This is a genomic window from Acidisoma sp. (assembly GCF_035492295.1).
Lineage (GTDB): Bacteria > Pseudomonadota > Alphaproteobacteria > Acetobacterales > Acetobacteraceae > Acidisoma.
Genome location: NZ_DATJJK010000257.1, coordinates 1 through 21,277 on the forward strand (window position 1 = coordinate 1; position 21,277 = coordinate 21,277).

Annotated in this window: 22 protein-coding genes; 17 read left to right on the forward strand and 5 right to left on the reverse strand. The window is 66.0% G+C overall.

The window, feature by feature from the left end:
• A partial coding sequence (locus VL752_RS19305) for a methyl-accepting chemotaxis protein (RefSeq protein ID WP_325357764.1) occupies window positions 1-381 on the forward strand: 381 nt, incomplete at its 5' end.
• Between the two features lie 42 nt (window positions 382-423).
• Here the strand turns inward: VL752_RS19305 and VL752_RS19310 are convergent.
• Window positions 424-1,203, reverse strand: a complete 780-nt coding sequence (locus VL752_RS19310) for an N-formylglutamate amidohydrolase (RefSeq protein ID WP_325357766.1) — start codon at window positions 1,201-1,203, stop codon at window positions 424-426.
• A gap of 248 nt (window positions 1,204-1,451) precedes the next feature.
• Between VL752_RS19310 and VL752_RS19315 the strand changes: the two genes are divergently transcribed.
• Both VL752_RS19315 and VL752_RS19320 read left to right on the forward strand, forming a co-directional pair.
• Window positions 1,452-3,281, forward strand: a complete 1,830-nt coding sequence (locus tag VL752_RS19315; RefSeq protein ID WP_325357768.1) for an NAD(P)/FAD-dependent oxidoreductase — start codon at window positions 1,452-1,454, stop codon at window positions 3,279-3,281.
• A gap of 91 nt (window positions 3,282-3,372) precedes the next feature.
• A complete protein-coding gene (locus VL752_RS19320; protein WP_325357770.1) occupies window positions 3,373-4,602 on the forward strand; it encodes an aminopeptidase in 1,230 nt (409 codons plus the stop codon).
• Between the two features lie 117 nt (window positions 4,603-4,719).
• On the opposite strand, the gene VL752_RS19325 is transcribed toward VL752_RS19320, so the two are convergent.
• On the reverse strand, window positions 4,720-5,670 hold the full coding sequence (locus tag VL752_RS19325; RefSeq protein WP_325357772.1) for an aliphatic sulfonate ABC transporter substrate-binding protein: 951 nt from the start codon (window positions 5,668-5,670) through the stop codon (window positions 4,720-4,722).
• A 153-nt stretch (window positions 5,671-5,823) separates the two neighbouring features.
• On the opposite strand from VL752_RS19325, the gene VL752_RS19330 reads away from it, so the two are divergent.
• From VL752_RS19330 to VL752_RS19375, 10 genes are all read left to right on the forward strand, one after another.
• A complete protein-coding gene (locus tag VL752_RS19330; protein ID WP_325357774.1) occupies window positions 5,824-6,663 on the forward strand; it encodes an ABC transporter permease subunit in 840 nt (279 codons plus the stop codon).
• Window positions 6,660-7,430, forward strand: coding sequence for an ABC transporter ATP-binding protein (locus VL752_RS19335; RefSeq protein ID WP_325357776.1), 771 nt, complete (start codon window positions 6,660-6,662; stop codon window positions 7,428-7,430). The genes VL752_RS19330 and VL752_RS19335 overlap by 4 nt, the downstream gene beginning before the upstream one ends.
• Window positions 7,431-7,566: 136 nt before the next feature.
• Window positions 7,567-8,064: a MarR family winged helix-turn-helix transcriptional regulator gene (locus tag VL752_RS19340; RefSeq protein ID WP_325357778.1), complete on the forward strand. Its 498-nt coding sequence runs from the start codon at window positions 7,567-7,569 to the stop codon at window positions 8,062-8,064.
• Window positions 8,061-10,244: an FUSC family protein gene (locus tag VL752_RS19345; RefSeq protein WP_325357780.1), complete on the forward strand. Its 2,184-nt coding sequence runs from the start codon at window positions 8,061-8,063 to the stop codon at window positions 10,242-10,244. Before VL752_RS19340 ends, VL752_RS19345 begins: the two co-directional genes overlap by 4 nt.
• Window positions 10,245-10,248: 4 nt before the next feature.
• Window positions 10,249-10,446: a DUF1656 domain-containing protein gene (locus tag VL752_RS19350; protein WP_325357783.1), complete on the forward strand. Its 198-nt coding sequence runs from the start codon at window positions 10,249-10,251 to the stop codon at window positions 10,444-10,446.
• Between the two features lie 10 nt (window positions 10,447-10,456).
• Window positions 10,457-11,377 carry an HlyD family secretion protein gene (locus VL752_RS19355; protein ID WP_325357785.1) on the forward strand — a complete coding sequence of 307 codons (921 nt, stop codon included), beginning with the start codon at window positions 10,457-10,459 and terminating at the stop codon, window positions 11,375-11,377.
• Window position 11,378: 1 nt separating this feature from the next.
• Window positions 11,379-12,839 (forward strand): efflux transporter outer membrane subunit, encoded by a 1,461-nt coding sequence (locus tag VL752_RS19360; RefSeq protein ID WP_325357786.1) that lies wholly within the window; start codon window positions 11,379-11,381, stop codon window positions 12,837-12,839.
• Between the two features lie 35 nt (window positions 12,840-12,874).
• Entirely contained in the window at window positions 12,875-14,272 is a 1,398-nt protein-coding gene (locus VL752_RS19365) for an MFS transporter (protein ID WP_325357788.1), read from the forward strand.
• Between the two features lie 95 nt (window positions 14,273-14,367).
• On the forward strand, window positions 14,368-14,691 hold the full coding sequence (locus tag VL752_RS19370) for an ArsR/SmtB family transcription factor (RefSeq protein ID WP_325357790.1): 324 nt from the start codon (window positions 14,368-14,370) through the stop codon (window positions 14,689-14,691).
• Window positions 14,684-15,166, forward strand: coding sequence for an SRPBCC family protein (locus VL752_RS19375; RefSeq protein WP_325357791.1), 483 nt, complete (start codon window positions 14,684-14,686; stop codon window positions 15,164-15,166). Before VL752_RS19370 ends, VL752_RS19375 begins: the two co-directional genes overlap by 8 nt.
• A 53-nt stretch (window positions 15,167-15,219) precedes the next feature.
• Here VL752_RS19375 and VL752_RS19380 read toward each other — a convergent pair whose 3' ends face one another.
• Window positions 15,220-16,467, reverse strand: a complete 1,248-nt coding sequence (locus VL752_RS19380) for a class I SAM-dependent methyltransferase (RefSeq protein WP_325357793.1) — start codon at window positions 16,465-16,467, stop codon at window positions 15,220-15,222.
• Between the two features lie 99 nt (window positions 16,468-16,566).
• Here VL752_RS19380 and VL752_RS19385 point away from each other — a divergent pair, with 99 nt between their 5' ends.
• From VL752_RS19385 to VL752_RS19395, 3 genes are all read left to right on the forward strand, one after another.
• The gene (locus tag VL752_RS19385) at window positions 16,567-17,052 is read left to right on the forward strand and encodes an invasion associated locus B family protein (protein ID WP_325357795.1); all 486 of its coding nucleotides are present in this window, start codon (window positions 16,567-16,569) and stop codon (window positions 17,050-17,052) included.
• A 56-nt stretch (window positions 17,053-17,108) separates the two neighbouring features.
• Window positions 17,109-18,257, forward strand: coding sequence for a 23S rRNA (adenine(2503)-C(2))-methyltransferase RlmN (gene rlmN / locus VL752_RS19390; protein ID WP_325357805.1), 1,149 nt, complete (start codon window positions 17,109-17,111; stop codon window positions 18,255-18,257).
• Window positions 18,258-18,349: 92 nt separating this feature from the next.
• On the forward strand, window positions 18,350-19,432 hold the full coding sequence (locus VL752_RS19395; RefSeq protein WP_325357797.1) for a glycosyltransferase family 61 protein: 1,083 nt from the start codon (window positions 18,350-18,352) through the stop codon (window positions 19,430-19,432).
• A gap of 15 nt (window positions 19,433-19,447) precedes the next feature.
• Here VL752_RS19395 and VL752_RS19400 read toward each other — a convergent pair whose 3' ends face one another.
• Window positions 19,448-19,945, reverse strand: a complete 498-nt coding sequence (locus tag VL752_RS19400) for a copper chaperone PCu(A)C (protein ID WP_325357799.1) — start codon at window positions 19,943-19,945, stop codon at window positions 19,448-19,450.
• Window positions 19,946-19,957: 12 nt separating this feature from the next.
• A complete protein-coding gene (locus VL752_RS19405; RefSeq protein ID WP_325357801.1) occupies window positions 19,958-20,716 on the reverse strand; it encodes a GolD/DthD family dehydrogenase in 759 nt (252 codons plus the stop codon).
• Between the two features lie 167 nt (window positions 20,717-20,883).
• On the opposite strand from VL752_RS19405, the gene VL752_RS19410 reads away from it, so the two are divergent.
• Window positions 20,884-21,277, forward strand: a 394-nt coding sequence (locus tag VL752_RS19410) for a c-type cytochrome (RefSeq protein WP_325357803.1), incomplete at its 3' end; no start/stop codon positions are given.

Sequence of the window (21,277 nt, forward strand, 5' to 3'; positions counted from 1 at the left end):
ATCAAGACCCTGATCTCCACCGCGAGCCACCAGGTCGAGACCGGCGTCAAGCTCGTCGACGAGACCGGCAATGCCCTCACCCGCATCGTCGACCAGGTCGCGCGTCTCAATGATTTCGTCTCGGAAATCGCCGCCTCCGCCCGCGAACAGGCGACCGGCCTTTCGGAGGTCAATTCCGCCGTCAACCAGATGGATCAGGTCACTCAGCAGAACGCCGCCATGGTGGAGCAGGCAACTGCCGCCAGCCACGGCATGATGCAGGAGGCCGAGACCCTCAACCGCCTCATCGCTCAGTTCCGCATCAGCATCGTGGAAACCACCGCCAACCAAGAAGACCCTCGCAGCGCTGGCCGCAGACGCAGGGCCATGGCGGGCGTCTGAGCCGGCACCCTGCGCGGCACCTGCCTGCGCGCAACCCACGCGTCAGGTGCTCGCTTTGAATTCCGTCCATACCCGCGGCAGCAGGCGGGCGAGCCGCTCGGCCCATTCCGCCTGCCCTGCCTTGGTCGCGATCAGATCCTGGCGAATTTCGAGTTCCAAATAGGGCAGCCCGCGCCGCTCGGCATGCACCGGGATCGTGTAGTCGGTGAGGTCGCTGACGAAATAGGGCTGGTTGTCCCCCACGACGAGCCCGCCTTCCTCCTCCAGCATGCGCTTGAGGAGGAGGGAGAGGCGGGCATCCCGATTGTAGAGCAGGCCCGCATGCCAGGGCCGGCTTTCCCCCTTGTAGACGGGTGTAAAGCTGTGGACGGCCACCAGCGCCGTGGGCTGGCCGCGCGCGGCCCGGGCGTCCAGCGCGGCCGCGATTGCATCATGATACGGCTGGAAGATCTCGGATCGCCGCGCGTCCCGTTGCGCCGGCGTAAGCCCGACATTGCCCGGGATCGGTGTCGTCTCGCTGATCTCCGGGATGGAACTCGGCACGCCGGGGTCGCGATTACAATCGATCACCAGGCGGGAATAGACTTGCCGGATCAGCGTCGCATCCAGCGCATCGGCGAGTGCCACAGCGACCGCGCGCGCGCCGATGTCATACGCGATGTGGCGCTCCATCTCGGCATCCGAGACCCCGAGCTGGCCGAGCCGCCGTGGCATGCGGCGGCCGGCATGGTCGCAGGTCAGGAAAAGATCGGAGGTGCCACCGGGATCGTCCACCACCAAGGGCGCGGGTTCGTCGGGGAAGAGCAGCGTCGTATCATCCATGGCGGGAAGCATAGCCCCCGCCGGCGCGAACCGAAACCGCATGAGGCTGCCCGGCGCGGATTTTCTCCGAAGATTGCCTGACCGGACGCCCCTGGGAGACGAGGGGAATGCGGCTTGCGGACGTAGCAGCGCTGGCGCACAGTTGATGGGAAGAAGAACAAGAATGCCCGGAAAACCGGTGCCGACGACGCTCCGGCCATCGCCGCCAAACGCCCCCAGTCGACGACTATGAGAAGAAGGGAAAACCCATGAACGAAATGACGGTTGGCCGTCCTTCCGCCTCACCCCAGGCTATGGCGGAGGCCTGGGTTGAGGCCTTCAATCGCGCGCTCGCCCAGCCGGATATCGACGCGGCGACCGCGCTTTTTGCCCCCGTCTGCTTCTGGCGCGATCTCATCGCCTTCACCTGGAATATCAAGACGGTGGAGAACCGCGAGGGCGTGCGCGATCTGCTGGCGGCGACCCTCGCCGCGACGGGGCCGGTGCATCTCACCCTCTCAGGACCCGCAACTGAGGCCGAGACGCCAAACGGCATGGTGGTCGAAGCCTGGGCAGAGCTCGAAACCGGTATCGGCCGTGGCATCGCCGTGCTGCGACTGCAAGACGGGCTCGCCTGGACGCTGCTGACCACCATAGAAGAGATCAAGGGGCATGAGGAGCCGCGCGGCCGGCGCCGCCCGATGGGCGCGGAGCATGGCATCAGCCGCGGCCGCCACAGCTGGGCGGAGCGCCGGGAAGCGGAAGTCGAGAGCATCGGCCGCGACACGCAGCCCTATGTCCTCATCATCGGCGGTGGACAGGGCGGCATCGCGCTCGCCGCCCGCCTGCGTCAGCTCGGCGTCTCCGCTCTCGTCATCGACCGCCACGAACGCCCGGGCGACCAGTGGCGCCGCCGCTACAAATCGCTCTGCCTGCATGATCCGGTCTGGTACGACCACCTGCCTTATCTGGATTTTCCGGACAATTGGCCGGTCTTCTCGCCAAAGGACAAGATCGGCGACTGGCTCGAAATGTACACCCGGGTCATGGAGCTAAACTACTGGACCAAGACCACAGCAAAGCGCGCCACGTTTGACCCATCAAGCGGCACCTTGACGGTGACGGTCGACCGTGATGGCGAAGAGGTGGTGCTGCAGCCGACGCAACTCGTGCTCGCGACCGGCATGTCCGGCAAGGCGAGCATCCCGCATTATCCGGGCCAGGAGCGGTTTCGCGGTGAACAGCACCACAGTTCCCAGCATCCGGGCCCCGATGCCTATGCCGGCCGCCGCGTGGTGATCATCGGCTCGAACAATTCGGCGCATGACATCGCGGCCGCGCTCTGGGAGGCAGGGGCCGATGTGACGATGGTTCAGCGCTCGAGCACGCACGTCGTACGCTCGGAAACGCTCGGGGCAATGACCACAAGCCATCTCTACTCCGAGGACGCGCTGGCGCGCGGCATCACGACCCACAAGGCAGATCGCATCTTCGCCTCCATCCCCTATCGCGCCATGGCCGACTTCCACCGGCCGGTCTATGCGGCAATCCGCGAGCGCGATGCCGATTTCTATGAACGGCTGGAAAAAGCGGGCTTCATGCTCGATTTCGGCGCCGACGAGTCCGGACTGTTCATGAAATATCTGCGCCGCGGCTCGGGCTATTACATCGATGTGGGCGCCTGCGACCTCGTGGCTGATGGTGCCATTCATCTTAGAAGCGGCGTGGACGTCTCCGAAATCACCGAAACCGGCGTGCGGCTGGCCGACGGCCGCGAACTGGCCGCCGATCTCATCGTCTATGCCACGGGCTACGGCTCGATGAACGGCTGGGCCGCCGATCTGATCAGCCAGGAGGTCGCCGACCGGGTGGGCAAGGTCTGGGGCCTCGGCTCCGACACGCCGAAGGACCCCGGCCCCTGGGAGGGTGAGCTGCGCAACATGTGGAAGCCGACGCAGCAGCCCAATCTCTGGTTCCACGGCGGCAATCTGCACCAGTCCCGCCATTATTCGCTCTATCTGGCCTTGCAGCTGAAGGCGCGGCAGCTTGGCCTGCCGACGCCGGTCTATGGATTGCAGGAGACGCATCACCGGCAATAGGTGGCACGCTGAGCTGGGGAACTGGGGCGTGACTTGACCGGGCAGGCCATTCGGGGGTGACCTGCCCGGGCGATAATCAGGAGGCCTCCCCATGGATTTCGAAACCAAGCTCGACCGTCTCGCCGAGGTCGCCGTGAAAGTGGGGCTCGGCCTCCGCGCGGGGCAGGAAGTGGTGATGACGGCGCCGCTGGAGGCGCTTCCCCTTGCCCGGCTGATCACCCGTCATGCCTATAGGGCGGGCGCGTCGCTGGTCACGACCTTCTATGGCGACGATCAGGCGACGCTCGCTCGCTTCGAAGAGGGCGCGCCAGAGAGTTTCGACACCGCGCCGAACTGGCTGTTCGAAGGCATGGCCAAAGCCTACGGCAATGGCGCCGCGCGGCTTGCGATCGCGGGCGAAGACCCGGCGCTGCTCGCGGGGCAGGACCCCGAAAAGGTCAGCCGTGCCAACCGGGCCCGCTCCAAGGCCTATCAGCCGGCACTGCAGCATATCGTCGATTTCCACATCAACTGGAGCATCGTCTCCTTTGCGAGCCCCGCCTGGGCGAAAATGGTTTTCCCCGACGCGACCGAGCAGGACGCGGTGATGAAACTGTGGGACGCGATCTTCGCCGCTTCGCGCATCGACCAGGTCGATCCGGTCGCCGCCTGGGCGGCGCATAACGCGCGCCTGCACGACCGTAAGATCTTCCTCAATCAGCGTCGCTATCAGGCCCTGCGCTTCACCGGGCCCGGGACAAACCTGACGGTCGGCCTCGCGGACGGCCATGAATGGGCCGGCGGGTCGGAAGTCGCGCGCAACGGCATCACCTGCAATCCGAACATCCCGACCGAGGAGGTTTTCACGACCCCGCATGCCGAGCGGGTGGACGGCCATGTGCGCAGCACCAAGCCGCTCTCTTACCAGGGCACGCTGATCGAGGACATTTCCGTGCGATTTGAGGCCGGCCGCATCGTCGAAGCCCATGCCCGCACCGGCGAGGAAGTGCTGAAGCGGGTGCTCGAGACGGATGCGGGCGCCGCGCGCCTCGGCGAAGTGGCGCTGGTGCCGCATTCCTCGCCGATCTCGAAGAGCGGCATCCTGTTCTACAACACGCTTTATGACGAGAATGCCGCCTGCCACATCGCGCTCGGTCAGGCCTACAACAAATGCATCCGCAACTTCGAGCAGATGACAGAGGACCAGTTGCTCGCGGCCGGCGCCAATCGCAGCCTGATCCATATCGACTGGATGATCGGCTCGGGCGAGATCGACATTGATGGAGTTCCCGAGTCCGGGCAAGCCGAGCCGCTGATGCGCGCCGGCGAGTGGGTGATCTGACGCGCTCCGCTTAGGCTCTCGTCATCCGCGGGCGCCGCACCGATCTGCCCGCCCGCGCGCCGACACGGGCAGATCCCCGGGACAAGCCCGGGGAAGACGGCGGAAGCGCTGTACCATTCACACTGACCAGGCGTTGTCCGTGACGACAATCTTCTTCGGAATCAGCCCGAGGCCGAAGAAGGTATCGGCGATCTTCTGCTGATCGGCGAAGATCGCCGGTGTCACCGGCCCGAGCCCATAGCCCATGCGCGGCAACGCACGGGCGAGAACGGGTTGGGGAATGCCGGTCGCAGGGCCGATCGCCGCCGCCGCCGCCTTGGGGTCCGCCTGGACCTTTCGCTCTTCCGCCGCGATCGCTCCGAGCAGGACCTTGATCACCTGCGGATTGGCCTCGGCGAAATCTCGCCTGGCCAGAAAGAACTGGTGGTTGGGCACGACGCCCGTGCCATCGGCAAGCAAACGCCCGCCCGTCATTTCGGCGGCCGCGAAAAGCGGATCCCAGGCGCACCAGGCATCCACGCTTCCGGCCCGGAAGGCCGCGAAGGCATCCGGCGGGGCGAGGAAGCTGATTTTGACGTCCGAAAGCGCCAGCCCCGCCTTTTGAAGACTGGCGACCAGGCAATAATGCGCGTTGGAGCCCTTGGTGGTGATGACCCGCTTGCCGCGCAGCCCCGCCACGCTTTCGATCTTGCTGCCGGCAGGAACAATAATCCCCTCCCCCCGCGGCGCCGGCGGATCAGCCGCGAGATAGACGAAGGGCGTGCCGGCGGCCTGAGCGAAGACCGGCGGCGTTTCTCCTGTGATGCCGAAGGCGATGGCGCCGGCATTCATCGCCTCTAGCAGCGGCGGGCCGGAGAGGAATTCGCTCCAGGTCACGGTGACGCCAAGCGGAGCGAGTTGGCTCTCCAGCGTGCCTGCCGCCTTCAGCAGCAGCAGCGTGCCGTATTTCTGATAGCCGATATGGAGCTTGCCGCCGGCGGCCCGGGCGGCGCGCGGGTACCCGAGCAGGGCCGCGGCACCGGCCACCGGCATGGCCGCGAGCAGGTTGCGGCGCGGGATCATTGTCATTTCCCTAATCTCCATCGTGCATTTATCTGATACGACGCACATTCATCGGAACGGCGCTTTACGCGAGTGGTATTTTATCCATATGATCTACGTCAATCGTGTATATTATCCTTTTACGCTTTATTTTCACGTTTTCTTATCGGGAGTTGCGCCATGTCGAGCGCCGCCCTTGCCGCCACCCTTCCCCGTAGCCAAAGCCTGCGCAGCGCCGCGACTGGCATCGCCACGCGCTGCCAGCGCTTCGTGGTGCCGCTGCTGATCGTGGCCGTCTGGCAGGCGCTGGACAGCCTGCAACTGATCAATGCGCGGCTGATGCCCTCGCCGGTCATGGTGGCGGAGTCGTTCTGGACCCTGTTGGTGACAGGCCAGTTGCTCGGCAATCTTGCCGTCTCGCTGCTGCGGGTCGCCGCGGGCCTCGCCATCGGCGTCGCCCTCGGCATCGTCTTCGGCCTCTTCGCCGGCCTCTCCCGCCTTGGCGAGGATACCGTGGATGCGACCATGCAGATGGTGCGCACCCTGCCCCACCTCGCCCTCATCCCGCTCTTCATCCTGTGGTTCGGCATCGGGGAGACGCCCAAGATCGCGCTGATCGCGCTTGGCAGTCTTTTCCCTGTCTATCTTAATCTGTTCGCCGGCATTCGCGCGGTGGACCGCAAGCTGGTAGAGGCGGTCTCGACGCTCGACCTCTCCCGTGCCGGGATTGTCTGGCACGTCATCCTGCCCGGGGCACTGCCCTCCTTCCTCGTCGGGCTGCGCTATGCCGTCGGTATCGCCTGGCTCACCCTCGTCGTCGCCGAGCAGGTCAACGCCAATAGCGGCATCGGCTATCTGGTGATGAACGCGCGGGACTTCCTGGAGACCGACGTCATCTTCGTCGGCCTCATCATCTATGCCCTGCTCGGCCTCGCGACCGATCAGCTGCTGCGCGCGATCGAGCGGCGGGCGCTGGTCTGGCGGCCGAGTTTCGTGACCGCTCAGAGGAGCGCCCGATGACCCTGCTGCAGAACCCAACTCCCAGCGCGGAGACGCGCCTCACCCGCGGCGAGGCCGCCGTTCGCGTGACGGGCCTCACCCGCAGCTTCGGCGGCCCCGCGATCCTCGACGGGCTCGATCTCGAACTTGAGGCCGGCAGCTTCACCGTGTTGCTCGGCCGCTCAGGCTCCGGCAAATCGACGCTGCTCCGCACCCTCGCCGGGCTGGACCCCGCGCCGGAAGGCACCGTTTCCATGCCGAAGGAACGTGCGGTGGTCTTTCAGGAACCGCGGCTGCTGCCTTGGAAGCGGGTGTGGCGGAACGTCGCTCTCGGGGTCCCGGGGAACGACGCGCGCGAGCGCGCGGCCGCGGCGCTGGCCGAGACCGAACTGGCCCATCGGCTGGACGCCTGGCCCGCGACCCTCTCTGGCGGCGAAGCCCAGCGCGTGGCGCTGGCCCGGGCGCTGGTACGCGAGCCGCGCCTGATGCTGCTCGACGAGCCTTTCGCGGCACTCGATGCGTTAACCCGGCTGCGCATGCAGGCGCTGGTGGCCCGGCTCTGGCAGGAGCACGACTTCACCGTGCTTCTGGTCACGCATGACGTGGACGAGGCACTGCTGCTCGGGGACCGCGCATTGGTGTTGGAAGAGGGGCGGATTGGCGCCGATATCCCCATCCCGCTCGACCGGCCGCGCCACCACGGCCATCCCGAGTTCCAGCGTCTGCGCCGGCGTCTGCTCGCAACCCTCGGGGTGGACGAAACCGGCACGGAGCACGCGGGAAGCTAGATTTGTGGCCGCGCCGCAGCAACCAAAGCTGCGGCGCGACGCAAGATCGCTGTTCGCAAAGCAGCATTTCCGCTTCTTTGGTAGCTCATAGTTAGGATCCTAACTATAAGGATCCATCCTAGTTTCGAAGGTGTTCATGCCCGCAACCGCCGTGCGCGCGACGGAGTTCGGCCGGCAGATCTATCGGGTCTCCCTTGCCTGGCGGCGGGAGATCGATCTGCGCGTGCGGGATTTCGGCCTGACCGAGGCGACTTGGCGGCCGCTCCTCTATCTCGGCCGGCTGGGGGACGGGCTGCGCCAGACTGATCTCGCCACCGCCCTCATGATCGAAGGCGCCTCACTCGTGCGCCTTGTGGATGCGCTGGAGCGCGCGGGCCTCGCCGAGCGGCTGGAGGATCCGGAGGATCGCCGTTCAAAGCGCGTCTGGATGACGCCGGCCGGGCGCGAAACCTACGAGAAAGTCGCGGCGATCCATGTGAAGGTTGCGGAATCGATGGTCCAGGACGTGACACCGGAGGAATTGGCCGTCTGCGACAGTGTGCTGAACCGGATTCTCGGCACGATCGCGATGTATGGTGGCGCCGAGGCGGACGCCGATGAGGCGGATGCCGACGGGGTGGATACAAGCGCGTGAGCGTCTCCACCTCCAACGGTGCTGCGCGGTCGGACCCCGAGCGCTTCTGGCCCGGCCTCCTGAGCGCGCTGCGTCTGTCCCCCGCCACCGCCTACGTGCTGCGCACCCTGCTCTCGATGGGCATCGCCTTCTATGCGGCACTCTGGCTGCAGCTCGGCACGCCCGCCTCCGCCGCCGTCACGGTGATGATCGTCGCCAATCCCTCCCGCGGGGGGATCGTCTCCAAGGGCGTCTGGCGCATATTCGGCACCGTGACCGGCGCGGTCGCGGCCGTCCTGATCATGGCGGCGTTCGGCCAGACGCCGATGCTTTTCATCGCCGCCTTCGGCTTCTGGCTCGGCCTCTGCACCTTCGCCTCCAGCATGTTCCGGCATTTCCGCGCCTATGCCGCCGTGCTCTCGGGCTATACCGTGGCGCTCATTGCCGCGGGCGCAGTTTCGGCGCCGGACCATGTGCTGGCCTTCGCCCTCTCCCGCCTTTCCGTCGTGACCCTCGGCGTCGTCGTTTCAACCGCAGTCACCATGATCTTTCAACCGAGCGTCACGACCGACGGGATGCGCGCGCGGGCGCGGGCCGCGGTGCGGGGTGTGGCCCGGCTTCTGCTGTCCCGCGCCGATGGCACGCCGATGGACGATCCTGCCTTCATCGCCGAGCGCACCCGCCTTGCCGGCGAGATCGAGCGGCTGGATGAGGGCGTCGAGTTTTCGGGCGTGGAAGCGACCGACGTGAACCGCCATGCGGCGAGCCTCAGGCGGGGCCTCGCCGCCCTTTATGCCGCCCTTCTCTCGGTCTCCATCGCCGGCCACTCGCTGAATCTGTTGGCGACCACAGCCGAACCCCCGCCGCGGCCGGAGCCCTCGCCGGATGGGGCGGAGATCAAAGAAGAGAGTGGACCACCCGCGCCGGTGACAGCGGAGCCTCCACCCGAGGACATCGTCGACCGGGTGCGCGGCCTGTTGCAGGAGATCGCGCAGTACGATCCGCAGGACGGCCGCAGCCCCCTTGCCATGGCGGAGAAGATCGCCGCGACGGCAGCCGTGCTCACCCACCTGCAAGGCAGCGTCCGCTCGCTCGACCAAATGAACACCCTTGCCCGCATCCATCAGGAGTTGGAGCAGCTCTATGCCGCAATGGCGCCCTTCGCTGCCTGGCGGGCCGGGCGGAAACCCTATCACCAGGGGCGGCAGCTGGTGGCCTTCAAGGACTACGAGACCGCGCTGCGCAACGGCGCGCGCAGCTTCCTCGCCGTCGTGCTCGGCGGCTGCTTCGGCTATTTCACCGGCTGGGACATGGCCCCCACGCTGATGATCATCCTCGCCGCCTCCTGCGCCCTGCTTTCCGGGGCGCCGAGTGCGGCGGCTGCCAGCATCCAGTTCGCCAAGGGTATCACGCTCTCGACGGTCTTAGCCGGGATCTGGGAGTTTCTTATCCTGCCGCATCTCACCGGCTATGCCCTGCTCGCCCTCAGCCTGCTGCCGGTGCTGGCCGTCGCCGTCTATTACACGACGGTGCCGCGCTACGCGCTGCTCAGCCTCGGCTTCGTCATCTTCTTCATCACCCAACTCAACCTCACCAACCGGATGAGCTACGATGTCGTCGCCTTCGCCAATTCCGCCATCGCCTTCGTGCTCGGCGCCTGGGTCACGGTGCTGGTCTTCCGCATCATTCTGCCGCCCAATCCGATGCGGGACGCAAGCTATCTCGTGCGCCGGATGCGGCGCGCGGCGGAGCGACTGATCGCGCGCGGCGGCGGCCGACATGGCCAGCGCGACTGGCTCGGCTGGCTGGTGACGTACAACCAGGCCATGCAGCGCCTCTTCATGCGGCTGCAGGTCGATCCCGTCCTCCGCTCCCGCAGCATCGGCGATTGCGGTGCGCTGCTGATCATCGCACAGGAGGCGTTGCGGCTCCGGTCTCTGTTCCCGGCGCTCGACCTGCCGCCGGTGGAGCGCGAGGTGGTGCGCGGGGCGCTCGCCCAGTTGAGCCGCCTGCGTCAGCCCCGCCGGGCGGCCGCCGGCGCCGAGGCAGCGAGCGCCAAGCTTCTCGATCTTTACGAGGCGGGCGGCGCGCGGCGGCCGGGGCTGCTGCACGCGGCGAGCGGTTTCCGCACCATTGCCGCGATGATGCCGCAGGCCGAGCGCCTTCTGGCACTCGAATGCCCACTCCCCGAGGGAGCCTGACCGCATGTTCTCCGAAGCGCAGATCGACAGCATCCTCTTCGCGCCGATCGTTCTCTATTGCCTGGCGGGGGCCGTGGTCTTCGTGCCCGTCCGCTTTGTGCTCGGACGGATCGGCGTCTTTTCCCTCGTGTGGCACCCGGCCCTGTTCGAGCTCGCCCTCTACTTCCTTATAACCGGCGCCATCGTCCTGCTGGCTGCCTGACCGGAATCCCATGTCTCCGATCCTTCGCTTCATCCGCTTTCTGGTCACCCTCGCCGTCGTCGTCGCGGCCTGTTACGTCGTGGTGCAGCTGTGGAATGTCTACATGCTCGCGCCCTGGACGCGAGACGGCCGGGTCTTCGCGCAGACCGTGGTGGTCGGTCCCGAGGTCGCGGGCACCGTCGTCTCCGTGCCGCTGAAGGACAACCAGCTCGTGCATAAGGGCGATGTCCTGTTCCAGATCGACCGCAGCCGCTTCCAGATCGCGCTCGATCAGGCGCAGGCGCAGCTCTCGGCCGCGCAATTGCAGCTTAAGAAGGCGCAGGACGACGTTGCCCGCAGAAAGGGCCTTTCCGGGCTCATCTCCAAGGAAGACGTGGTCAATACCGGCATCGCCTCCGAAGTCGCGGCAGCCGATGTGAGCGGTGCCCAGGCGGCCGTCGATCTCGCGAAACTCAACCTCGCCCGCTCCACGGTCTATGCGCCGGTCACGGGCATCGTCACTCATCTCCGTCTCCAGGCGGGCGACTACATCACCGCGGGCCAGCATGCGGTAACGTTGATCGACACCGGCACCTTCCAGATCCTCGCCTATTTCGAGGAAACAAAAATCGGCAAGATCCATCAGGGCGACGCTGCCAGCATCCGGCTGATGGGCTATCCTGAGCGGTTGACGGGGCATGTCGGCAGCATCGGCCGCGGTATTGGCGACGTGAATGACGGGACAAATTTCCGCGGGCTTCCGCAGGTCAACCCGGTTTTCGACTGGGTTCGCCTGGCCCAGCGAATCCCGGTCGACATCGTCATCGACCAGGTGCCCGCGGGCGTGCTCCTCGCCTCGGGCATGACCTGCTCGGTCAATGTCGGGCAGGAAGTACCGCCGCGGTCAGGTTTCACGGGCCGGGTGCAGCGCTGGCTCGAGGACAATCTCTGACATGCTGACCATGCCTGTCAGGACCGCGACGCTCGCGCTGCCGCTCGCAGCCCTGCTCGCCGGCTGCACGGTGGGACCGAATTTTGAGAAGCCAAAGCTCGACCTGCCTGCCAAGTTCACCGAGAAGGCCGCGACGCCGACGGAGATCGCGCTCTCCGACGCTCAGATCAAACGCTGGTGGACCGATTTCGACGACCCGACGCTGGACCGGCTGGTGGATGAGGCGATCGCCGGCAATCTCGACCTCAAGGTGGCCCGCCAGCGCCTGATCGCGGCGCGGGCGCAGAAGGTGGAAGCTGCCGCCGGTGGCCTGCCGATGGTCGATTTCGGGGCAAGCTACACGCGCGCGCGTTCCAGCACGAACCTCACCTGGCCGCCCGGCATCGGCAACTACCACTATTTCCAGGTTGGCTTCGATGCCAGCTGGGAGCTCGACATCTTCGGGGAGAACCGGCGCGCGACGGAAGCCGCCGGCTACAATGTAGATGCGACCCTCGCCGGGCGCCGCGCGTTGCTGGTCAGCCTGCTCTCCGAGCTCGCAACCGACTACGCGACGCTGCGCTCGGCGCAGGATGAGCTCTCGATTGCCGAAAGCAATGTGAAGACGGCGCAAGAGGTGCTCTCCTACACCCAGCAGCTGGAGACCCAGGGCATTGGCACCACGGTCGAGATGCTGCAGGCGCGCTCCCAGCTCGAACAGACGCAATCGACCCTGCCGCATCTGCGTGCCGACGTCGCGGTAATGGCGCATGCGATCGCGGTGCTGCTCGGGCGCTATCCGGGCGATCTCGAAGCCATGCTGAAGGTGCCGCAACCGCTGATGGTGACCCCGGCGACGGCGCCGAATTCCGTGCCCTCCACCGTCATCGCCAACCGGCCGGACGTGCACGAAGCGCTGATGCAATACGCAGCGGCAAACGCCCAGATCGGCGTCGCCATCGCGGCCGAGCTGCCGCATTTCGCGATCCCGCTGACCATCACGCCGCAGTCGAGCGCGCTGAGCACGCTTTTCGAGGGCGCCAGCATGACCTTTACCGCGGCGCTCGAAGGCACGCAGCATCTCTATGCCGGTGGCAAGCTCAACGCGAAGATCCGCGAAGCACGCGCCATCGCGGAAGAGGCCAGGCTGAATTACAAATCCGCCGTTCTTGCCGCGCTGCAGCAGGTGGAGGACGCGCTGGTGCGGGTCGCGACCGAACGCCAGACCAATGCCTCCCTCGTCTCCGCCCTCGCAGATGCGGAGAAGGCGTTGAGTCAATCGACCGAACTCTATCACGCCGGGCTGACCGACTTCCTGACGGTGCTGACGAACGAGCGCACAGTCTTCGCGTCGCGGGATGAGCTGGCGCAGAGCAACCTTGCCTTGGTGACCGACTATATCAGTCTCTACAAGGCATTGGGCGGCGGTTGGCAGCAGGTCGTGCTCGACCCGCCGGACGAGACGGCGGTGAAGACGCAGTGATACATGATGACGCAAGCTTGCGGGACGTGGATTGAATGACTGGCTTTTCGACCGCTATCCCGCAAGACGGGCTGGACCAGCCGCAGCGCTTCTGGGCCGTGATGGCGATTGCCCTCGGTCTGATCATGGCGGTGCTGGACGGTGCCATCGCGAATGTCGCCCTGCCGACCATCGCGGCCGATGTGCATGTCAGCCCGCATGACAGCGTCTCGATCATCAATGCCTATCAGATCGCCGTCATCGTGCTGCTGCTGCCCATGGCATCACTCGGCGAAATCTACGGCTACAAACGCATTTTCCTGGCCGGCGTGGTTCTGTTCACCCTCGCTTCCCTGGCCTGCTCGATGTCGCGCACGCTGGATGAGCTGACCATCGCCCGCATCTTCCAGGGCTGCGGCGCCGGCGTGCAGATGAGCGTGACCGGCGCCATCATCCGCTTCTGCTATCCGCGCGCCAGGCTTGGCCAGGGTCTTTCGATCAACGCTTTCGTGGTGGCGGGATCGACGGCGATTGCCCCGTCTATCGCATCGGCGATCCTGGCCGTGGCACACTGGGAATGGCTGTTCGCCATCAACGTGCCGATCGGGATCCTGTGCTTTCTGGTCGCCATTCGCAGCGTTCCGGAAAGCCACCGCTCCTCGATCCGCTTTGATCTGACCAGCGCGGTGCTGTGCGGCATCACCTTCGGCCTTGGCATGTTCGGGCTGATGGATCTGTCGCATGGCACGACCTGGATCAAGGGTCTGATCGAGGTCGTCATCGGCATCGGCGCCGGCGTTCTCCTCGTCCGACGCCAGCTCAGCCGCTCGGAGCCGCTGCTGCCCATCGACCTGCTGCGCATCCCGCTGTTCCGGCTTTCGATCATCGGTTCCGTCTGCTCCTTCAGCGCGCAGATGCTCGCCTTCGTCTCCATTCCCTTCTTCGTCCAGGATACGCTGGGCAAAAGCGAGGTGATGACCGGGCTTCTGATGACGCCCTGGCCCTTCATCATCATGTTCGTGGCCCCCGTCGCCGGCCGACTGTCGGACCGCATTCCGGCAGGGCTCCTGGGTGGCATCGGCCTGGCCGTGTATGCGCTGGGCCTTGGCCTGACGGCGGCCCTGCCCACGCATCCGGCGAATTGGGACATCTGCTGGCGGCTGGCGATTTGCGGCGCGGGTTTCGGCCTGTTCCAGTCGCCCAACAACCGCGCCATCATGGGCTCGGCGCCGCGCCACCGCTCCGGCGGCGCCAATGGCATGCTGGGCATGGCCCGACTGATCGGCCAAACGCTGGGCGCCACGATGGCGGCGGTCGTCTTCAAACTGTTTCCGCATCACGGGCAGATGCCGGTCGCCCTCGGCATCGCCTGCCTGCTGGCCGCCGCTGGCATGGTGGTCAGCTTCCTCCGGCTGCGCGTGCCGGGCGGGGTGCCGAACGCCGCGAAGGGCTAGGCTCCGTCACACCTCTCGATAGAAGCCGCATCGGCAATGATGATCGGCGCGCGCCGGCTTGACATGCAACTAAATGGTTGCCTATTATCCGAAGCATGGACGACGACAGCGTGTTCCGCGCGCTCGCGGATGGGAGCAGACGGGCACTGCTTGACCGGCTCCATGACAGTAACGGTCAGACATTGAGCGATCTATGTCAGAACATGAAGATGAGCCGCCAGGCGGTCGCGAAGCACCTCGCGATTTTGGAGGAGGCAAATCTCGTCGCCATCCAGTGGCGGGGCCGCGAGAAGCTTCATTTCATCAATCCCGTCCCGATCAGCGCCTTAGCCGAACGGTGGATCAGCAAGTTCGAAGCGCCCCGACTTGACGCCCTCTCGACTCTCAAACGCAAGCTTGAAGGAGACGACAATGGCTGACGGTAAAAGCAGTTTCGTCTATGTGACATACATCCGCACGACACCAGACAAATTGTGGCAAGCACTCACGGCTTCGGAGTTCATCAAGCAGTATTGGTTCGGCATGAACTGTGAAAGCCAGTGGACAGCGGGTTCGGCCTGGAAGCTGGTCTCCCGCGACGGCGAGGTTTTCGATGCCGGCGAGATCCTTGAGGCTTCACCGACACGGCGCCTGGTGATCCGTTGGCAGCATCAGAACAAGCCCGAGCTGCGAGCCGAAGGCTACTCGCTGTGCACCATGGAGTTGGAAGTCATCGGAACGGTCGTCAAACTCTCCATCACCCACACCATCGAACGTGACAATTCAAAACTCATCGAGGCGGTCTCCGGTGGCTGGCCGAAGATCATGTCCAACCTCAAATCCTTGCTGGAGACCGGAGCGATCGCTCTGGAAAACCCCTATCCCGTCGAGAGCACTGTGTCAGGACAAGCCTGAGCGATGCGCCATTCGCGCCGGAAGCGGGCGACGTTCCTGCTCAGGCTCGAGGGCTAGTCTGAGGGTGGGGCCAGCAGCACGCGGTTGACGGGTTCGAGGGCGGCAAAGGTTTGGCCCCAGGCACGGCGGAATTTCTCTGCCCCCATGCCGCGCTCGGCGAAGAGGGCTTCGAGGTCGGCGACCGTCCGGGTGCCGTCGATCGCCTGCAGGATGGCCGGCGCCTGCGGCGGCAGCGGCACCACGGCGCGCAGCCCATCGAACAGGAAGGCGATGGAGCCGTCCGGCTGGATGGATTTGACGAGTTCAGCGCCCGGCATTTCGCGCATGACCGGCACGGCCCGTGGGTCCATGGGATCCGCCCGCTCCAAGGGCTCGGCCGCACGCCTGCAATAGGCGATGTGGACGCTCATATTTCCAACCAGCGCTTCGGCCAGCGCCGCCCGCGCCATCGGCGGGAGGGTTGCCGCACGGGCGCGGAGCTTCGGGTCCGGCAGCCAGGTGGCGGGATCGTAGCGCAACGGCTCCATGAAAGCCGCGACCTCCATCCCTGCGGTACCGAGCAGTGCCGCGAAGCGGAACACCGTGAAGGCGCGATCGCGAGGGTTGAGCAGGAGGTCGTACAGCCCAGCATCGCCGCCGTTGATATGGTCAGTGAAATTGCGGTTGAAGCGCAGCCAGTTGCTTTCCGGCAGATGGCGCATGACGCGGCGGCCCACGTCCAGCCGGCCAGCCGGCGCCTCTTCGGGAGGTGCAAGCAGCGCCAGCGCATCCTGGACCATGTAGACGCCGGTACGGCCGTGCGGGGCATAGACCATCAGCCCCATGCCGCCGCCCGCGGCGAGCACCCCTTCGAGCGCCGCCAGCCCCGCTTCGGGCTCCGGCAGGTGATGCAGCACGCCGCAGCAATCGATGTAGTCGAAGGGGCCTAGTCCAAGCCCTGGCAGATCGAGAATCGAACCCTCGACCCAGTCGATATTGGTGAGACCCCGCGCTTCCGCCCGCGCCCGGGCGATGCGCATCGCGGCCTGCGAGCGGTCCAGATAGGTCACCCGCCCGCCCGCGCCGCGCCGCGTGAGATGGGTCGCCAGCATGATGGCGCCGTCCCCGGTGCCGCCGCCGGCCACAAGTGCTTGGAATGGCAGCGATTCGGGACGTTTCGCGCCGAAGACCCAGTAGTCGATCTCACGCAGGTGTGAAGGGCTGCCGATGACCAGCCGCTTCGCCTCGTCCTTCGGATCGCGGGCGGGATAGGGATAGGCTTCGTATTGGGCGGCAAGCTGCGCATCGGTATGATCGGTCATGCCGTCGCTTTAGCCGCTTGCCGCTGCGCTGGCGAGACATGCAGACATTGCGGCAAGCTTCACTTGCACTGTTCCGGCCTGCTCCCTTATGCCTCGGCCATGCGCAAGATCCTCCTTTCAGCCTGTCTTCTTGCCGCGGCCGCGAGCCCGGCGCTCGCCGCCAGCGGCCCCACCTCCCTCGGCGTCTTCTCGGACTGGACGGCGGCGGAATATGCCGTCGGCAAAACCCATGTCTGCTACGCCTTCACGCGCGCCGTCGGCAGCGAGAAGACGGCCACGGCGGCGATGATTATCGTCTCCGAACGGCCGAATTCGCGCGACGAGGTGGTGGTGAATGCAACCGCCCCCTATCCCGCGAAGAGCGAGGTCGCGGTGCAGGTCGACAGCCAGCCGGCGATGTCCTTCTACACTTCGGGCAAGGGCGCCTTTGCCCGTGACGGGAAGGCCGCCGTGATCGACATGCAGAAGGGCAATGGCGCAACCGCGAACTGGGACACCAAGGACGGCAAGAAGGCCGAGAAATTCTCTCTTGCCGGCTTCACCGCCGCCTATGGCGCCATCGTCAAGGCCTGCCCCGGGTCGTGAACGCCATTCCGCCCGTGAAGGCTGCCGGCTCGCTGCCGGAGGATGCGGCCCGCATCATGGCCAAGGCCGCGCTTTTCGCGCCGCCGCCGGCCCGCCTGGATGACGGGCGACAGGAACTCGTCGGCCTCTCGCGCGAGGAAATGGCCCAGGCCATGGCCGAAATCGGCGAAAAGCCGTTCCGCGCGAAGCAGCTCTGGCACTGGATCTACCACCAGGGCGAGACCGACTTCGCGAAGATGTCGACCATGGCGAAGCCGATGCGGGACAAGCTGGCCGAGCATTTCGTGGTCGGCCGGCCCTCGACCGTCGTCGCGCAGACCAGCACCGACGAGACTCGGAAATTTCTGTTCCGCTTCCGCGACGGGCAAGAGGCCGAAACCGTCTATATCCCCGACCCGCAGGAGGATCGCGGCGCCGTCTGCATTTCCTCCCAGGTTGGCTGCACGCTCTCCTGCAGCTTCTGCCATACCGGCACGCAGCGGCTGATGCGCAATCTCGGTGCCGCCGAAATCGTCGGCCAGTTCATGGCGGCACGGGACAGCTACGGCGAGTGGCCGAGCCCCAAGGGCGAGACCCCGCGCCTGCTCTCCACCATCGTGCTCATGGGCATGGGCGAGCCGCTGTACAATTACGAGAACGTCGCGAAGGCGATGAAGATCGTCATGGACGGGGAAGGCATCGCACTCTCCCGCCGGCGCATCACGCTCTCGACCAGTGGCGTCGTGCCGATGATGGACCGGGCGGGGGCTGAGCTTGGGGTCAATCTCGCGGTCTCGCTTCACGCCGTGCGCGACGACCTGCGGGACGAACTGGTGCCGCTCAACCGAAAATACCCGATCGCCGAATTGATGGCCGCCTGCCACCGCTATCCGCCCGCCTCCAACGCGCGGCGCATTACCTTCGAATACGTCATGCTCAAGGGCGTCAATGACAGTGAGGCCGATGCGCGGGAACTGGTACGGCTGATCGCCGGCCTGCCGGCCAAGGTGAACCTCATTCCCTTCAACCCCTGGCCGGGCAGCAAATACGAGACGAGCTCGGGCAATGCCATTCGGCGCTTCGCCAATATCGTGATGGATGCGGGCTATGCCTCCCCCGTACGCACGCCGCGCGGCCAGGATATCCTGGCCGCCTGCGGCCAGCTGAAGACGGAAACGGTGCTCGCCCGCCGCAGTGCCGGAGCGGCCGCCGACGCAGCCGCTTGAGGGCGGGGTCACCCGCTCCGATGGCCACAGGTCATTCGTCACTCGAGACGATTAGTGACCTGTCTGAGCTGGTAGCGGCGGGTGCCCCGATCATGCGGCGTGAACTGGCACCGCCGGTCGGACAATGGCAGCGGCTGCCCCTGATTCCCGGCACCGAGGCATTTTCAAACCATTGGCTGCCTGATTACCACGCCCGGGACTGCGCCTGGATCCGTCACAGTGTCGCCTGCTACTCCCTGCTCGGAGCCCGGGTTTCGGGGACCGGCCAGATCTGGGTGAATGACCGGCTGGTGACCTCGCCCGAGATCATGCCGCCCTACATCGCCGAAGGGCTCGACATCGCCGCGGGCGGGTCTGCGCGGCTGCACGCCGAAGCCAGCCTGCCGGTGCGGTCTGTCGAGACGCCGTGCCTGGTGGCCGTGGGCCATGGCAGCCGGGTCTACGGCCACTTCCTTGTGGAGATGCTGTTTCGCATTCTGACCGCGCGCGCGGCTTTCAGCGCGACCGGGCTGCGCTTTCAGTATCTCCTGTCAACCGAATCGCCTCCGTGGCTTCTCGAAATCCTGGAACGATACCTGGCAATCGGGCGGGATCAGATGGTGTTTTTCAATCCTGCGCAGGAGCAAGTGGCCCTTCGCCATGCGATTGTGCCGACCCTCCTTTTACGCCCGGGGGGCTTCCACCCCTTTGCCAATACCCTGATCGAGCGTTGCCTGCGCGATCTGGACCTTCCAGACGCGTCTGCCGGACCGGCCCGGGTCTTCGCCGTTCGTCAACGCTTTTATAACCCGGCCGCTCCCAATCGTATTTGCCTGAACGAGGATCGGCTGGCTGCGATTGCGGCCCAACGTCACGGCTTTGTGCCGATTTCCATGGAGACCCTGAGCTGGCCGGACCAGATCGCGCTTTTTCGCGGGGCCGAGACGATGCTGGGCCTCGCCGGCAGCGCGCTCCACACCGCCATTTTCGCCAAGCCGGGAAGCCGGCTCGCCTCGCTCGGCGCCATGAATTCCGTGCAGTCGGACATCGGCGCGTTGCGACGACAGTACAACGCCATCCTCGGCGACGATGTGCCGGTCGACGGTGAGTTTCTGATCGACGAGGACCGCTTCACCACGTTCCTGGATGCGGTCTGCAGCTGGCCGGGGGCGAGGCCCCCGCCGGGCCAGCCCTGAGAGCCCGCTTGATGGCTACATCTTCATCCCCGCCATGTCGTCATCATCGTCATCATCCTCTTCGGCCGCCTCGCCTGGCGGGACGAAACTCATCGGCTCCACGGTGACGGTCACAGTCACGGCCCCAGCCTTGGCGAAGGTCAAGGTGAGTGGAAACTGGCTACCCGCCACAAGCGAGTGGGCGAGCCCCTCGAGCATGATGTGATAGCCGCCGGGTGCCAGCCTGAGAGGCCGCCCGGGGGCAACGGGCAGGCTCGCCACCGGCTGCATCACCATGACGTTATTCGCCATGCGACTGACATGCAGGCTCGCCTGCCGCGCGACCGGGCTCGACACCGCAACGAGCTGGTCCGCCGCCCCGTGATCCCGCACGGTGAGATAGACGACAGCCGGCATGGAAGGGGCGGCCGTGACCCGGGCCCAGGCGCCCACCACGACAATGGGCGCGCCGGCCCAGGCCGACGGGGCCAGAAACCAGAGAGCGATAATCGCCGCGCAGGCCCGCTGCCGCATGCCCTTCCCTCCTCAGGTGATCGTGTAGCCGCCGTCGACGACGAGGTTCTCGCCATTGATCATGCCAGCCGCCTTACTGGCGAGATAAAGCACGGCATGGGCGATCTCCTCCGCCTCGCCGAAGCGGCCCACCGGGATCTTGGCGCGGAACGCGTCGCCGCGCTCGCCCACCCAGGTCATCTTGCCCATGGGGGTATTGATGACGGTGGGAGAGATTGTGTTGCTGGTAACGCCCTTCGGGCCCCATTCGAGGGCCAGTACCTTGCTCATCCCTATGACGCCCGCCTTGCTGGCGCCATAGGCCACGTGATCGTCCAGCGCGACCAGCGCCGCCTGGGAGGCGAGGCTCACGATCCGGCCATAGCCGCGGTCGATCATGTGGCGCCCGACCTCGCGCGAAAAGAGGAAGGTCGCGCGGAGATTGACGCTCATCGTCAGATCCCAGACCTCGTTGGTAAGCTCCGCCGCCGGCGCGATGATGCCGACGCCGACATTGTTGACCAGAATGTCGATCTGCCCGGTGCGCGCAGCGATTTCCGCGACCGCCGCCTCGACGGCCGTCGCGTCCCGCACGTCCACGACGAGGCCGAAGCCGTCCTGGCTCAGACCTGCGGCGACGGTGACGACCTCGGGGTTGGAATCGATCAGCACGATGCGCGCGCCTTGCCCGGCCAACAGCGTCGCGATGCTGAGGCCGATGCCCCGCGCCCCGCCGGTGACAAGCGCCACTTGCCCGCTCAGATCATAGGCTTCATCAACCGCTCTCGACATCCTGCTTCCCCTTCTTATCCTGGTCCGGCGTTGCCCGACGGACCGTGCCGACGTTATTCCATGCGGCCTCCAGAAGGCCAAGTCGCCGGCGGCTGTTCCGTCAACCAGTAAGGCAAGCGTAAGCCGCGCCACCTAGCGTCCCGCGAAAAGGGAAGGATGCGCGGGGGATGATGACAAGGCTTGCCTTCGTCCTGTTGGCCGTGGTGACGCTCGGGGTCATCCCAAGCGCCCGTGCCGCTGATCCGGCACGCGGCAAGCTCGAGTATGGTATGTGCTTCGGCTGCCACGCGATCGGGCCTCATCCGCGGGTGAAGGTAGGACCGCCGCTTGATGGTATCGTCGGACAGCGCTGGGCCTCCTACTCCGGCTATGCCTATTCGGCCGGGCTACGCGCCGGGCGCAAGGCCGGCAAGTCCTGGACGCCTGCCGCGCTCGATGCCTGGCTGAAAGACCCCTCCGGTCTGGTTCCGGGGACCAAGATGCATTTCATGGGCCTCGACACAGCGCGCGATCGCGCCGACGTCATCGCCTATCTCGCGCAGTTCAATGCCAAGGGGCGGC